This is a genomic window from Chryseobacterium sp. 6424, from assembly GCF_003692615.1.
Taxonomy (GTDB): Bacteria; Bacteroidota; Bacteroidia; order Flavobacteriales; family Weeksellaceae; genus Kaistella.
Genome location: NZ_CP023540.1, coordinates 2,021,165 through 2,035,457, shown reverse-complemented (window position 1 = coordinate 2,035,457; position 14,293 = coordinate 2,021,165). Strand labels below are relative to the sequence as shown.

Below are 14,293 nucleotides of genomic sequence, written 5' to 3'. Positions count from 1 at the left end.
GCTTTAAGCCCTAACAACGCTCCCAAAAATTTTATTAGCTTCAAAATCGGTAATTAACGCCAAAAGTATAATGGCGTGGCTTCACGCGGTAACCCACTATATCCACATACCGCTCATTAAACAGGTTGCCGACATGTAAATAGGCTTCCACATGTGGCCGTATTTTTTGTTGTACATTCAGGCTGAATACATGGTAGGGCTCTAAAGTAACTTCTTTCACACTGAATGTAGATCCGTCATAGTAAGAATCTGTGCGGGAGGAGACAAACTGATGGTTCAGTAATATCTGCGTATTTTTCAAAAGTTGAAGATCAAGATACGAATTCACGCGCTGTTTAGGCTGTCTTAGCATCGTCGTATTTTCCTCTTTTTCAGTAAAGCTGAAGTTTCCTCCAAAACGAAGCTGTCTCACAGGTTGATAGTCCGCACCAATCTCGAAACCTTTGGCGGAATTTTGCGCGATATTTCTGAACTGGCCGGCATAAGTGGTGTAATCTACTGTTTCATAGGCAAATGCATCTTGTTCATCACGATAGAAAAGGCTGGCAGTGATGCTTAGACTTCTGTCTTTCTTACCGGCGCTGAGGTTGATTTCATGCGCGCTGTTTGTTTCTGGGGTAAGTTCGAAATTCGGCAGAACATAAGGAAGCGAACCGTAAGTTTGATACAGCGTCGGTGCAATAAATGCGGTAGAATAAGAATAGCCAGCTTTAAAAAACAGTTCCGATGTTTCCTTCAGTAAATATGGGTTTAGGCTGTACACCCAGTAATTGCCAAATTTAGAGTTTTCAGTCATTCGAACGCCTGCATCAGCGTGTAATGATTTGTAACTGAGTTGCAGGTTGGCAAACACATCGAAATGATGAAACGTAGTGTCATCTATGAATAAATCATCATGCAGCCCAGATCCGCCCCACGGTAGCGATTTTGCGCCCATCCTTTGGTCTTCATACTGTACACCGGCGGTGATGCTGGCGAATTCTGAAAATCGGTAATTGTTAAACAGTTCCGCAAAGAAGTTTCTTCCGGTGTAGGAGAACTGATCTTCATAGCGGTTGTTTACCCAGCTCTCACCCAGTCTTTCATTGCCCGAAAAGCGTGCGTTAAACGTAATTTCGCCGTTTTTATAACGATAGCCGGCATTCGCGCTAACGTAGTGTTGCCGGTCGTCGGATCGGTATTCTGCGTCGGTAAAAGCGCCACCATCATAATCGAAAAGGTGATGCTGCCAGCCAGCGCTGATGTTGGCCTGCAGGGCCTCGCCTAAATAACCCACCTGGGCGTTAAAATTCTGTTTTTCAAAACCGTCTTTCTCGAAATCTTTTCCTGCGGCTGAAGAAATACCTTCGGATTTTTCATTAAAACCGGACACCTGATAACCGAACTGCTTCCACCTGCCTTTTATCAACGCATTTTGTCCGAAAGTGGAAAAGGAGCCGGCGCGCGCGGATAAAATTCCTTCTATACTTTTAACTGAAGTATGTTTTGTTTTGATGTTAATGACCGACACAGTCGCGTTGCTGCCATACAGTACCGAAGAGGCCCCGTTTAGTATTTCGATGCTTTCGATGTTTTCTAAAGCCAGCAGGCGCAGGTCTGATAGCGTATAATCGTTTCCTGTAACATCTTTCAGCGGAATCCCATCAAGCAAGATCAAGATGTTGGCACTTTTCCCGCCACGGATCTTCAGGGCCTTCGGTTCGGGAGAATTGCCATAGTTTCCTACGGTATGAAAACCTGCGACTTGGTTTAATACTTCTGTAAGCGATTTTCCCTGCTGTTTCTCGAGGTCTTTTGCGGTGATCAACTGTACATTTTTGCCGGTTTTGTAGAGTTGTTGGCGTGTTTTTGAAGCAATGGTGACTTCATCAATGGTGGATTCTTGCTCCTGCTGGGCGAAAATGTTTGAACTTACGACAAGCATCGCACCCACAAAAAATAATTTCTTTCTCATAAGAATTATATAAGTTAGTGTGGTACTTATCGGAAAAATGTGGGTAAATAAAACCGAACAGAAATTGTGCGGCACATTCACGTCTCTTCCTCCGAAAGCGTTTATTAATCGTGTTTCTGGCAAGGTCTCCTGACTTTCACATTACTTCACCTTCCCGTTTCCAGTGGTTTGTTTGAGGTAATTTCTTTATGTGATTTACAGTTGCGGGGACAGTCCACGATTCGCACGTGGTTCCCTTTTCCAAAAGTGTGGCGAAGGTAAGGTTTTTTAATGATTACGCAAATAGGAAAACGGTTTATGCAGGATTACCGAGGTTTTTCAGATAATGATAGGTAGCGACCTGGGAGCGTAACTCGGGGCCGTCGGTCTTCACATATTCGTTCCGGAGCTTTTTATCAAGGATGCGTGCTTTCACATTGTCACTTAGCTGAATGTCAAGCATGTCCCTGATTTCTTTCTTTAGGTTTTTCTGGGTGATTTTAACGGCGGCTTCAATGCGGTGGTCAAGGTTCCGCGTCATCCAGTCGGCTGAAGAAATGTAGAGGTCTTCATGGCCTTTGTTGTAGAAATACATCACACGCGCATGTTCCAGATATTCATCTACGATACTGATGGCGTGGATTTTTTTCTTGAAGTTCTTTTGGTTCACGGCGCAGTAGATCCCACGTACAATAAGTTTCACTGTCACACCGGCCTCAGCGGCTGCATATAGTTTGGTGATAAGATCGCGGTCACTCAGCGAGTTTACTTTAATAATGATTTCCGCTCTTCGGTTTGCTTTGGCTTCCGCAATTTCAAGCTCAATATGCTGCGTGATTTTTTCGCGCATAAACTGTGGGCACAGCAACAGGTTTTTACAGGATTTCAGGGTGGGCAGAAAATCGTTTTTAGGCTTGCGTAAAACGTGAAAGACTTTATTGATATCTGCCATGATGCCACGGTCTGATGTCATCAATAAGTGATCGCCATAGATTTTGGCTGTTTTTTCATTAAAGTTGCCGGTACTTACAAAGCCGTACTGTATGGTTTTGTTTTGCGAGCGCTTCTTGATGATGCAAAGTTTGGCGTGTACTTTTTTATTCGGGATGCCGACCAGCACTTTTACGCCTTCCTGCTCCAGCAGGTCTTTCCAGACCAGGTTGCTTTCCTCGTCAAACCGCGCACGAAGTTCCAGCATTACAGTTACTTCTTTCCCGTTACGAACCGCGTTGATGAGCGCGTTTGCAATCTTTGACTGGCTGGCAAGGCGGTAGGCGGTAATTTGTATGGATTTTACCTCGGGGTCCATGGCCGCTTCGCGCAGCAAATCGATGACCGGCGTGAAACGGTGATAGGGGAAGGTAAGCAGCACATCAGTCTGTTGAATGACATCGGTGACTCTTTGTTGAAGAAATTTGGGGTGTTCAAACGAGGTTCTTTCTTCGGGAGTTGCATCATCTTTGAAGACCTCAGGGAAATCCATGAAATGCCGGAAATTATGAATTTTGCCACCGGGTATAATGCTGTCTCTTTTCGTAAGATTGAGCTTCCGGATGAGGAACTCCAGCAATGCCTTATCCATCTCACGATCGAAGACGAAACGCGTAGGTTTCCCTTTACGGCGGGACTTGATGCCTTTTTCTATTTTTTCGGCGAGTGTAGTTTTAATATCATTATCAAGGTCAAATTCGGCATCTTTAGTCACTTTGAAGCAGTGCGCCACGAACTCATCATACCCGAAATATGAAAAAATATGTGGCAGGTTAAAGGCAATCACTTCTTCCAGCAACATTACATTTTTCTCCTGGTTTTCGGTAGGGAGCAGTACAAAACGGCCCACTGCACGCGAAGGGATCTCGATGATGGCATAATTACTGGCGTACTGCACGTCTTTACGCCGCATCGCGATTCCCATATAAAGCGACTTATCGCGAAGATAAGGCATCGGCGCGTTTTCATGAAGCAAAATAGGGATCACGTTACTCTCTACCGTTTCATCAAAATATTGGCGGACAAATTTTTTCTGTGTTTCTGTAAGATTGTTGGCTGTTTTTATGAAGATGTTTTCGGCTGCCATTTCAATCTGAATCTTTCGCCAGGTTTTATCGAAATTCAGTTGCTGTCGGATGACAATCTCATTGATGTTCTGAAGGATTTTTGTAGGTGGCTGATAAAAGGATTCGGTGATGAATTTTTCCTTGAAATCCATCGCACGTTTAAGCCCGGCCACCCGCACTCGAAAGAACTCATCGAGGTTGTTCGAGAAGATCCCAAGAAATCTGATACGAAGATGCAGCGGTACATTGGCGTCCATCGCTTCCTGCAGCACACGTTCGTTGAAGGCCAGCCAAGTAATATCCCGTGGGTTGAAAGTTGTTGCCATAATCGCATCTTCTATTGATGTTCAAAAATAACGATTTTTATCCCTTTTTGAAGCGCCTTGGGCGTGGTGTATGAATAAATTTTGTTAAATTTGAAATAAAACTGCCAATGTTTACACGAGAGATATTACTTGAAAACGGCATCCCCGTCCTTGAAATGAAAAAGAAAGATGTCCTCTTTCGTGAAGATCAAAGGGCAAGTCACCTTTTTTATCTTTTGGAAGGTGAAGTGAAGATTTATAATATCGATTCTGAAGGGAAGGAGTTTTTGATTAATAAAGTGCTCGAGAACCAGTTTTTAGGGGAACCCCCTTTTTTATTGGGCGAAAGATATCCGGCCAACGCTATGATCGCGAGCGAAACAGCGGAAGTGTTCAGTTTCACTACAGCGCATTTTCGGGAGTTCATGGCGGCACATCCTGATCTGTTGTTTGATTTTACCAAGGAAATCGCCAAAAAGGCGTACGAAAAAACCATGCGCCTGAAATCCATCGTACACCAATGCCCACACGAGCGTATTATAAATTTCCTGAAAATTTATAAAAAAGGTTTGGGGATGGAGCCTCACGAGAAAACCATCATCAACGTTACGCGAAAAGAAATGGCCAACTCTACCGGTTTGGCGATCGAAACCGTTATCCGTACGGTAAAGAAAATGGAACGCGAAGAAAAAATTAAACTCATCAATCATAAAATTTACTACTGATGCAACGCATTTTTTGGCTGAAATTCTCGATATTCAATTTTTTAATTGTGGCTTTCCTGGGGGTAGTGATGCGGTATAAAATTTTATACTCGCTTCCTTTTGTAGATCAGAAACACCTGCAGGACGCCCATTCGCATTTTGCTTTCTATGGTTGGATTACGCATGTGCTGTATGTACTCATCGTAAATTATCTGAGTAAAATGAACACTGCGATTGATCTGAAAAAATATGACTATCTGATCATGGCCAATCTGATAGCCTCGTTTTCGATGCTGGGACTGTTCATTTATGGTGGCTATTTTTGGGGTTCTATCGTGGCTTCGGCGGCGGCGCTGCTTACGAGTTTCGTGTTCTGCTTCTTCTTTTTCCGCGATGCCCGTAAGTTTCAGGAAATGTCTAAAATATGGTTTCTCGGTGGGCTGTTTTTTGCGGTCATCTCCTCTGTAGGGGTATTTGGTCTGTCTTACATGATGAGTTCGGGCAATATTTCCCAAAATTTATATCTGGCGTCGGAATATTATTATCTGCATTTTCAGTATAACGGCTTCTTTATCTTTTCATGTATCGGTTTACTTCTGTTTTCCATACGCGAAGCGGGAGCACAGATGACAGAAAAGCAAAACAAGTGGCTGTTTTGGCTGATGTTTTTTGGCTGTTTGATCGGGTTCGGACTTTCGGTGCTGTGGATGAAACTGCCGATGTATCTGTTTGCCATTATAGTGCTTGCTACCCTTTCACAAACCGTCGGGGCAGTACTGCTGTTCAGGTTCGTGAAGAGAAACTGGACGAATCTGGTTCTTAAATGGTCGCCCATGCAGCGTTTTGTACTTATTTTTACGGGTTTTGCATTTGCGGTGAAGATTGCGTTGCAATTGGGCAGTAATATCCCGGTGATCAGCCAGTTTGCGTTCGGGTTCAGGAATGTAGTGATTGCCTATCTGCATTTGGTTTTACTGATGTGTATCGCTACTTTCCTGTTGAACCAGGTCTTAGCGACCAATTATTTTATGGTACCCAACAAACTGCTGACAGGTCTGAAGCTTTTTTTACTTGGTATTTTCCTCAATGAAGCCATTTTGGGGATTATGGGTATTTTTTCCATTAAATATATTGCGGTGCCGTTTGCCAATGAACTTTTATTGCTGTTCTCCGCAGTAATTTTCACAGGTTTATTGGTGATTTTTATCAATCTGAAAAAGCGCGGACTGCCGGCAAATCTGTAAAACAACAGCGCGGCAAACAAAGTTTGCCGCGCTGTTTAAAACAATTAAATTTAATAAACTGAATCACTGTTTTTCTGGCAGTAATACTTCGTCAATCGCATATACCACACCGTTAGACGCGGGTACGGTAGCCATAATCCTTGCTTTTCCATTGATGACGGGTTTGCCGTTTACCATGCTTATTTTAATGTTTTTTCCGTTCACCATGCCCAAGGTTTGTCCATCAGCCATTTGATCTTCCTTGATGACACCGACATAGGTATGATAACTGAGGATATCAGAAAGTTCGTCATTTTTTTCAGGCTTCAGTAATCCATCTACAGTGCCGGCAGGCAGTTTGTCAAAAGCTGAATTTAGGGGCGCAAATACCGTAAATGGCCCTGTGCTGCTGAGTGCCCCTTCAAGCTTGGCTGTTTGTACCGCTGTAACCAGCGTAGATAAGTCGGGGTTTTTCACCGCCAGTTGTACAATGTTTGGGTTAGAAACATCGTCCTGAATGCCGTCTTGGCCATGCCCTACAGTTACCGATTGATTATCAGTGTTGGCGGCTGCTACAGTGTCGGTTTTTTCACAAGAAGTGAATACAAAAAGCAGCGCTCCTAAGATAAAGGCAGTTTTTTTCATTTGATTTAATTTTGTATAAAAATACATTCAAAATCAGAATGATGTGTATGACTGCAATCATACAAAGTGATGGTTATCAGTGACTTTTGACAGATATTATAGGTCTTTTCTGTTGAATTTAATGAGTGAGAGTAAAAATGGCACGGTAGCCCAAATCAACAGGACAAGCAACGAAATCCCCATGCCGCCCCCAGAACCGAAAACCTGCTGGAAAATTGCCCCCGAATAGCCAAGCATCGCTGAAATATTCAGTTGCAGTAATACGAAAATCCTTGATAGTCCTACCGGATTCAGACCTGCCAATGTCGCCATAATTCCTTCAATAGGATATTCCGCAAACTGAAACATCAGGATCATCAGAATACCATCGTATATGATGCTGAAGAAAATCCAGATAAAAATGGAGAGGCCGATTCCTTTGGCCCTGTCGCGGCTGATGATGGCAGAAAGCATGGCAAATGAAGTGAAGATCACCGATAATAACACCCCGATAATAATCAGCGAAAACCCAGTTTCTAAGGAGGCATATAAGAAAATGGGGATGCCACAGCCAATAAGAAACGCAAGCACCAGCGCTGTTGAAAGTCCTAAGAATATATTGAACCACACCCGGCTTCTGGCAACAGGCTGACTGAGCAGCAACTCAATGAACTGGCTGCTGTTATACACATAAATCGTGGAAAAGATAATGCTCACCAGCGGTACCACCAGCAATACCACATTCAGCAGGCTAAGCGTGGCTTTGGTATAATTACTCTCTAAACCCAGTACCGACCACGAAATAATGAACAGCAAAATGGTATAAAAGATGACGATTTTGTTTTTTAAAATATCAAAGAGGATAAAGCGCGCGATCTGGTTCATTTTTTCATTTCTTTTAAGATGCTGACAATCGATTCGGAGATCTTTTCTGATTTTCTTTCGGTCATCAAATCCGCCACAGACTGATGAATGATGATTTTGCCATCGTTCATAAATACAATTTCATTCACCATATCATCAAGCTCGCTCAACAGGTGCGAAGTAATGATGATGAGTTTGCCCTTGTCTTTTTCGCGGATGATTTTCTTTTTCAGGATTTCCGAGGCCAATGGGTCAAGACCAGCGGTTGGCTCATCAAGTATAATGATCTTTGGGTTGAACATGAAGGCGAGCACGGCGCTGACTTTTTGCGTGGTTCCGCCCGAAAGGGTCCCCATTTTTTTATCGTATATCTTTTCGAGTTCAAACTTCTTTAGAAGTTCATCATCAAGCTGCTCCTGTGGCAGTTTACGGGTTTCCCGAATCATTTTTATGGTTTGCCCAATCGTCATATTCTCTGGGTAACGCCCAATTTGTGGCATATAACCAATGGTGCTGCGGTAGCGGTAATCATCTTTTACACTTTTGCCTTCTACCAGGATGTCGCCGGTTTCAATCACATTTAGCCCAAGTATAGATTTTATCAGCGTAGTTTTACCACAGCCGTTGGGGCCTATCAGTGCGACCGATTTCGTATTGGTAAACTGCAGGCTGATGTCATCAAGCGCCGTAAATCTGTTGAATTTCTTGGTTAAATTTTTTACTTCTATCATGGCAGTTAGCTGCTTTTTTATGTAAGTGGGCTCAAGAAACTTTTTTCATCAAAGGTTCCTCATCTACAAAGTTTTCGGGCGTAAGGCTGGGGATGATCTTCTCGGTCTTATCCAGCAGGTCTACAAAGAAGGTACGGAACAGCAGCATGATCGAAGGATTGTTTTCTACCAATACCGCATATAGGCTGAGTGGGTGGAAGGGTACATCACCAATCTTATCCCGGTTCAGGTCATAGCCTTCATATTTGTCCCAATAGTTGCGCTTGAAGTCGTTCATGGCCATCGTGCCCGATGTGCTGACGTCAAAAGTGTTATTGATGAAATTATTATTTATCACGCGGTTTTCCATGCAGTTAGAGTTGATTTTCATCGCCCATCCGTTGTCTTCGAAGGTGTTTTTGAAAAGATCTACTTTGGTAGCGCCGTCCATGAAAATGGCTGTGGTATTGCTTGAAAACCGGTTGTGCTTAATTTTACTGAAACTGATGTCCTTCAGCAATAATCCGTAATTGGCATCTCCCCAATTGTTGATGAAACGGTTGCCCACCATGCCTACATTATTGCTGTACATCACCGCTACACCGGCATTGTTATTATCAAATACATTATTTACGTACACGTCATCATTAGAGGACATAAAGTGCAGTCCGTACCTCAAATTACGCTTGGAGTAATTGCTGTAGATGTAGGATTTAATCACTTTTTCAAGATAGATGCCATCTTTATGGCCTTCGATATAGTTGTTTTTAATCCAGATTTCTTCGCTTACCCACGCATGGATGCCGTCACCGATTTTTTCCTGCGACTTTGCGCGGGAAGAGGTAATTCTGTTACGTTGGATGAGGCAGCGGTAGCCCCGCTGGATGTAGATGCCGAAATAGTTATTCTCGAATATATTGTCTTCAATGGTAGAGTACTGGCTGTCGTAAAGGCGTATGGCACCGATGTTTTTTATTTCATCCTCGCCGGAGTTGATAATGCGGAATCCCTTGATACGGATGTTGTTCGCCCGCATTGATATGATTTCGTACTTCATTTGCCCGTCCAGTACTGGCTGGCCAATCCCAATCAGCGACAGGGGCTTTGTGATGTTGATGTTGCCTTCGCGGTAAATGCCTTGGTACACTAAAATACTGTCGCCACTTTGCGATGCGGCGACAGCTTGGTTAATGGTCCTGAATTGTTCATTTTTACCCACTTTCAATACTTTTGAAAAAAGCAATATCGGTAAAACGAGCAATACTAATCTGAGCATGTTTTTTTATTTAGTTATACTTGCGCCCAAAGATGCGGTAGCTTTCTCGGCGGCGGCCTTATTTTGATAGGCTTGTATGTTGCCGCCCATCGGGGATTTTATGCTTCCGCCTTTTACGAAGATGGCTTTGGCTTTTTCAAGGAATTTACCGCTCGGGAAATCTATTACATACAGTTTTGCGTTCTTGGCCTTGTCCGGGTTGGCGGTTTCATACATGTTCATACACATGATGTCATCAAACTTATAGGCACGCCCTTTATCAGTAAGCAGTTGTGTAGCGTAACCCACCTCAGTAATCGTCATACGGCAGTTGTCGCACTGGTCTTTTCCGAGTGCGAAGTCTTTCGGGCCGCTTTTTTGACAGGAAAGAATAGCCAGCACCGAGGCTGCTGCAACTAAGGTTTTGGTAAAAGTCATCATAAATTAATTGTTAATATGTGGAACTGATTTTTTAAACAGATTTGGTTTTTCTGTACTCTATAAACGCTAAGATAGCCAAAATTATCGCAACGCCAAACATAATTCCGCCACCGATATTCGGGTAAGAATAGGCACCGAAGTTCAGCAGTTGTTTGAACCCGATCAATGGTGGCTGATACGACATGCCGGGTACTACAATGGCCGCGTTGGGATCCAGATTATGCCCGTAATCGTACTCCCACAGCCAGAAATCTACCATGAAGGCGATGCCGAAGAGCATGAAAAGTACAGCTAGAATATAGAGGAGTGATCTTTTGTTCAGGAAAGCTGTAAGGAAGCAGAGCAGCGCAAAGAAACCAAGCGCGTAAGGCAGCACTTTAAACTCCCAGAAGTCCTCCGGATGAATGGTTTTCATGCCGATATAATGGTTCAGCCCATTGATGATTTCATATTCGCCGGTAATCTTGTTCGGCCATAAAAACATGGCAAGACCTTCCGGATATTGGGGTGCGGTCAGGTAAATAGACCACAAGGGGACAAAAATAGAAACTGCCAGCGCAACACCACATACCGCAAGCAAGATACGGGAGAGTTTGGTTAAAGCATTATTTTTCATTTCGATTGAATTAAAAAGGGCAGAAATCTCTGCCCTTTATTTCTGATTTACTTAGTTTCACCTGTTTTGACAGGGCTCTGAGCATTGTCTTTCTTATTGTTGAGAGAATAGATGAGTGGCGTATTGCTGCCGGCTGGCGACACCCTCACATATCCCTGCATTTCCTGGTGCAGTGCGCTACAGAAGTCGGTACAGTACATTGGGAACATGCCTGGCTTTTTCGGTACCCATTTCAGCGTGCAGGTTTCCCCTGGCATGATGAGGAGTTCGGCGTTCTCATTTCCTAGGATCGCGAAACCATGCGGTACATCCCAATCCTGCTCGAGGTTGGTTACGTGGAAGTAAACTTCATCACCAACCCGGATGCCCTCGATATTATCCGGCGCGAAGTGCGAACGGATGGAGGTCATATAAACGTGCACTTTGTTGCCTTCACGCACTACCTTGCTTTCGGCTTCTCCCTTGGTTACATACGGGTGCTTGTTATCGGCGATATTAAAGAACTTCACCTGGTTTTTCGAAATCATCTCTCCGGGGAGCGCTTGTGCATAGTGGGGTTCACCGAAGGTAGGGAAGTCCAGCAATAGCTGCATCTTATCACCTGTGATGTCGTAAAGCTGTGCGGATTGTGCGAGCTCAGGTCCTGTCGGCAGGTAACGGTCTTTGGTGATCTTGTTATAAGCGACCAGATATTTACCGAAAGGTTTGCCAGAGTCGCCGCCAGGGATCATCAGGTGACCTACGGAATAATAGGTTGGTTGTCTGTCAAGGACTTTAAGGTCTTTGATGTTCCATTTCACAACCTCTGATGACACGAACATCGAGGTGTAGGCATTTCCTTTGCCATCAAACTCGGTATGCAATGGGCCAAGGCCTGGTTTCTGAACTTCACCGTATAATGCGGCTTCGTATTTAATCACCTGTACTCCGTCAAATTCCCCGGCAAACGCTTTGTCTGCGATCGCCTTCTGGATCTTATCAAAACTGAACACTGGGATCAGCGCTGCCAGTTTCCCTGAACCGATAATATATTCGCCGGTTGGGTCGATATCTACCCCGTGCGGAGATTTAGGACAAGGGATCATATACATCGCGTCTTTCATGTCCTGTACCGAAAGTACGATCACCTCTTTTTTCATGGTAGAAGTGGCGCTGTGCGTAGCTTCGTCCCATTTGTTATGTGCGTACTCAGTGGTCACTTTGCGGCCTTTTCCGGCTTTGGCAAGTTCTGCCGCTTTTTTCCAGTTCACAGCCATGATGAAGTCTTTATCATTTTGCGAAGCGTTAACTTCTAATAAAGTGTTGGCTTTCTCGGAGTTGTAGCAGGAGAAGAAGAACCAGTCCCCAGATTTTCCCTTACCGGCGTGCGAAAGGTCGAAGTTGATGCCCGGCGCTTCTATTTGGAAAGAAAGGTCCATGCCCCCGGTTTGCTGATCAATCCCGATAAATGAAAGTACACCCTTGAAGTTTTCCTTAAAGGAATTAATGGGGACATCACCGTTTTGGTCATCCATCGGTACTGCGAAACGTGTTCCTGCCACTACATATTCCGTGTTTTCGGTAAGGAAGGGGGAGGAGTGGTTGCCGGCAGAGTTCGGGATTTCCAGAATCTCAACTGTTTTAAATGTTTTCAGGTCGATCCTGGCTACGCGTGGGGTATTGTTGGCATTGGCAAACAACCATCTTCCGTCAATCTCAGCTTTGGTTTGCGAAAGGGAAAGGTGGTGTTGGTCATCCCAGGGGATGAATCCGTGGGAAGTCTGTAGCATAGGTTTGGTTTCTTCACTATAACCGTAACCGTTCTCAGGGTTCTGAGAGAATACCGGCAGTACTTTCAGCAGGCGGCCGCTGGGTAATCCATACACGTTTACCTGGCCATTGAAACCACCGCTGACGAAGTTATAGAACTCATCATATTTGCCGGGCGCCACATACACTTTCTGTGCAGCGTCGCCGCTCACGGCGGTTTCCGTGCCTTTTGGTTTACATCCTGTAAGGGCACTTAAGGCCACTGCGGATGCCAGTCCGAATAATTTAAGACTTTTCATTATATATTGATTTTTTTTGCTGTCGGAAAAGTTACTTCGCGCCGTCGATTTCGCGCATGTATTCCAAGATCTCGCGGGCCTCGTTATCAGCTAGTCCTTGGTTTGGCATTCTTACCAGACAAAGTTCCAGTTGTTTCTGTAATTCAGGGTCCACATCAATCATCGGGTCAGGATTCGAGATGAAGTTCATGATCCATTCTGGGGTTTGTCTTTGTGTAACACCTTTCCAGCCTGGGCCTACAAGTTTCTCTTCCGTTGGTTTATGGCAAGAGGTACATTTTACATCAGCAATCTTTTTCCCGGCAGCTGCCATGGCAGGATCAAATTTAGATACATCGATGTTTTCGTGCGGACCTAAACCTCTCTTAGGGTCGTAATCTGAGGCTCCGGATGCTGCTGTTGCGCCTGCTTCGGTAGTTTCAGTTGTTGAGGCAGTTGGGATGGAATCTGTTTTACTATCGCCTCCGCAAGAAAATAGGGCGAATGTCAGGGTCGCGAATGCAACGGTCTTTAGTGACTTCATAATTCAGTTGTTTATAGTTCAAAATTAGGGACATTAAACCGAATGCAAGTATGATTCCAGTCATATATATTATATGATTTTTATCCTGAAATTTGCTTTGTAGTTAAAGTAAAATTAAGATATTTTTGGTAAAAATTTAATAAAATGAACAAATATTTAGCAATCGCTCTGTTAATAGTAGGAGTATCATGCAGTAAGAATACACCTGAAGTAAGCAAAGAAAGTAATGTAATGCTTGAAGAGCCAATCGTGAAAACAGTAGATTCTGCGGCCGCTGGCAAACATGAAGGACTGGCGCTTATCGAAGGTGCGGACTGCCTTACCTGTCACAAAACCGATGCACGTCTTGTAGGGCCTTCTTATCAAGAAGTAGCCGATAAATATAGTGAAGCGGATATGGATTATTTGGCAGAAAAAATTATCGAAGGTGGCCAGGGCGTTTGGGGGCAAATCCCAATGACACCGCACGCAGGCATGAGCAAAGAGAACGCAAAAAAAATGGTGGAATATATTCTTACCCTTAAAAAATAAAAAGAACGCTGCCTGTTTTGCGCAGCGTTCCTTTTAACAGGACTGGGTGTTTATTGGTGACTGGCAGAAATGAAACGGGTATCTTTCATATTGTTTTCTTTCATAATATTTTTTTCGGGCAGCAAGAATCTGTTGTTATTGGCGGATTATCAGCTAAACCGAGCCTATTATGAAACAGTTTGTGAAAACAAAAACCGTCCTGCCATGCAGTGTCATGGGAAATGCCAGGCCAACAAACAATCGCAGAATACTTCAGAAAGCTACAATTTCAGCAGCCTAATATTTACGTTTATCAATACAGTCATGCATGATATTCCTCTTCAGGATACTACTGAGCTGGCTACGGTTAATGTAACTTCTGAAATCTCGGTTAAAATATGGAGCCAAATCTTCATTGGCGTGCCCAATCCACCACCTAATATTTAAATTTTAAAAACCATTGATCCTTTCCGCATCTGT

14 protein-coding genes and 1 riboswitch are annotated in these 14,293 nt (G+C 43.9%); of the genes, 4 read left to right on the top strand and 10 right to left on the bottom strand.

The features are described 5' to 3' along the window. Positions 1-40: 40 nt before the first annotated feature. Together CO230_RS09465 and ppk1 are read right to left on the bottom strand one after the other, a co-directional pair. The gene (locus tag CO230_RS09465) at positions 41-1,954 is read right to left on the bottom strand and encodes a TonB-dependent receptor plug domain-containing protein (protein ID WP_122028372.1); all 1,914 of its coding nucleotides are present in this window, start codon (positions 1,952-1,954) and stop codon (positions 41-43) included. 101 nt (positions 1,955-2,055) lie between these two features. Next, positions 2,056-2,225, bottom strand: a riboswitch (cobalamin riboswitch). 24 nt (positions 2,226-2,249) lie between these two features. Further along, a complete protein-coding gene (gene ppk1, locus CO230_RS09460) occupies positions 2,250-4,316 on the bottom strand; it encodes a polyphosphate kinase 1 (RefSeq protein ID WP_122028371.1) in 2,067 nt (688 codons plus the stop codon). Between the two features lie 107 nt (positions 4,317-4,423). On the opposite strand from ppk1, the gene CO230_RS09455 reads away from it, so the two are divergent. Together CO230_RS09455 and CO230_RS12280 are read left to right on the top strand one after the other, a co-directional pair. Then, positions 4,424-5,020: a Crp/Fnr family transcriptional regulator gene (locus CO230_RS09455; protein ID WP_122028370.1), complete on the top strand. Its 597-nt coding sequence runs from the start codon at positions 4,424-4,426 to the stop codon at positions 5,018-5,020. Beyond that, positions 5,020-6,243 (top strand): hypothetical protein, encoded by a 1,224-nt coding sequence (locus CO230_RS12280; RefSeq protein ID WP_185140490.1) that lies wholly within the window; start codon positions 5,020-5,022, stop codon positions 6,241-6,243. Before CO230_RS09455 ends, CO230_RS12280 begins: the two co-directional genes overlap by 1 nt. 63 nt (positions 6,244-6,306) lie before the next feature. Here CO230_RS12280 and CO230_RS09445 read toward each other — a convergent pair whose 3' ends face one another. From CO230_RS09445 to CO230_RS09410, 8 genes are all read right to left on the bottom strand, one after another. Then, positions 6,307-6,867, bottom strand: a complete 561-nt coding sequence (locus CO230_RS09445) for a fasciclin domain-containing protein (RefSeq protein WP_122028950.1) — start codon at positions 6,865-6,867, stop codon at positions 6,307-6,309. Positions 6,868-6,963: 96 nt separating this feature from the next. Next, positions 6,964-7,731 (bottom strand): ABC transporter permease subunit, encoded by a 768-nt coding sequence (locus CO230_RS09440; protein WP_122028369.1) that lies wholly within the window; start codon positions 7,729-7,731, stop codon positions 6,964-6,966. Then, a complete protein-coding gene (locus CO230_RS09435; protein ID WP_122028368.1) occupies positions 7,728-8,441 on the bottom strand; it encodes an ABC transporter ATP-binding protein in 714 nt (237 codons plus the stop codon). Before CO230_RS09435 ends, CO230_RS09440 begins: the two co-directional genes overlap by 4 nt. Before the next feature lie 31 nt (positions 8,442-8,472). Beyond that, positions 8,473-9,696: a nitrous oxide reductase family maturation protein NosD gene (locus CO230_RS09430; RefSeq protein WP_122028367.1), complete on the bottom strand. Its 1,224-nt coding sequence runs from the start codon at positions 9,694-9,696 to the stop codon at positions 8,473-8,475. A gap of 6 nt (positions 9,697-9,702) precedes the next feature. Further along, entirely contained in the window at positions 9,703-10,116 is a 414-nt protein-coding gene (locus CO230_RS09425) for a nitrous oxide reductase accessory protein NosL (RefSeq protein ID WP_122028366.1), read from the bottom strand. 31 nt (positions 10,117-10,147) lie between these two features. Further along, entirely contained in the window at positions 10,148-10,732 is a 585-nt protein-coding gene (locus CO230_RS09420; RefSeq protein ID WP_122028365.1) for a hypothetical protein, read from the bottom strand. A gap of 47 nt (positions 10,733-10,779) precedes the next feature. After that, positions 10,780-12,780 carry a Sec-dependent nitrous-oxide reductase gene (gene nosZ, locus CO230_RS09415; RefSeq protein ID WP_122028364.1) on the bottom strand — a complete coding sequence of 667 codons (2,001 nt, stop codon included), beginning with the start codon at positions 12,778-12,780 and terminating at the stop codon, positions 10,780-10,782. Between the two features lie 31 nt (positions 12,781-12,811). After that, positions 12,812-13,303: a c-type cytochrome gene (locus CO230_RS09410; RefSeq protein ID WP_122028363.1), complete on the bottom strand. Its 492-nt coding sequence runs from the start codon at positions 13,301-13,303 to the stop codon at positions 12,812-12,814. 144 nt (positions 13,304-13,447) lie between these two features. Between CO230_RS09410 and CO230_RS09405 the strand changes: the two genes are divergently transcribed. Together CO230_RS09405 and CO230_RS09400 are read left to right on the top strand one after the other, a co-directional pair. Continuing rightward, entirely contained in the window at positions 13,448-13,834 is a 387-nt protein-coding gene (locus CO230_RS09405; RefSeq protein ID WP_122028362.1) for a c-type cytochrome, read from the top strand. Positions 13,835-13,972: 138 nt separating this feature from the next. Next, positions 13,973-14,260, top strand: a complete 288-nt coding sequence (locus CO230_RS09400) for a hypothetical protein (RefSeq protein WP_162990019.1) — start codon at positions 13,973-13,975, stop codon at positions 14,258-14,260. Positions 14,261-14,293 lie beyond the last annotated feature (33 nt).

Excerpts from the sequence above, each read along its gene's own strand:
- CO230_RS09465 (WP_122028372.1), bottom strand. The coding sequence starts at position 1,954 with ATGAGAAAGAAATTATTTTTTGTGGGTGCGATGCTTGTCGTAAGTTCA.
- ppk1 (WP_122028371.1), bottom strand. The coding sequence starts at position 4,316 with ATGGCAACAACTTTCAACCCACGGGATATTACTTGGCTGGCCTTCAAC.
- CO230_RS09455 (WP_122028370.1), top strand. The coding sequence starts at position 4,424 with ATGTTTACACGAGAGATATTACTTGAAAACGGCATCCCCGTCCTTGAA.
- CO230_RS12280 (WP_185140490.1), top strand. The coding sequence starts at position 5,020 with ATGCAACGCATTTTTTGGCTGAAATTCTCGATATTCAATTTTTTAATT.
- CO230_RS09445 (WP_122028950.1), bottom strand. The coding sequence starts at position 6,867 with ATGAAAAAAACTGCCTTTATCTTAGGAGCGCTGCTTTTTGTATTCACT.
- CO230_RS09440 (WP_122028369.1), bottom strand. The coding sequence starts at position 7,731 with ATGAACCAGATCGCGCGCTTTATCCTCTTTGATATTTTAAAAAACAAA.
- CO230_RS09435 (WP_122028368.1), bottom strand. The coding sequence starts at position 8,441 with ATGATAGAAGTAAAAAATTTAACCAAGAAATTCAACAGATTTACGGCG.
- CO230_RS09430 (WP_122028367.1), bottom strand. The coding sequence starts at position 9,696 with ATGCTCAGATTAGTATTGCTCGTTTTACCGATATTGCTTTTTTCAAAA.
- CO230_RS09425 (WP_122028366.1), bottom strand. The coding sequence starts at position 10,116 with ATGATGACTTTTACCAAAACCTTAGTTGCAGCAGCCTCGGTGCTGGCT.
- CO230_RS09420 (WP_122028365.1), bottom strand. The coding sequence starts at position 10,732 with ATGAAAAATAATGCTTTAACCAAACTCTCCCGTATCTTGCTTGCGGTA.
- nosZ (WP_122028364.1), bottom strand. The coding sequence starts at position 12,780 with ATGAAAAGTCTTAAATTATTCGGACTGGCATCCGCAGTGGCCTTAAGT.
- CO230_RS09410 (WP_122028363.1), bottom strand. The coding sequence starts at position 13,303 with ATGAAGTCACTAAAGACCGTTGCATTCGCGACCCTGACATTCGCCCTA.
- CO230_RS09405 (WP_122028362.1), top strand. The coding sequence starts at position 13,448 with ATGAACAAATATTTAGCAATCGCTCTGTTAATAGTAGGAGTATCATGC.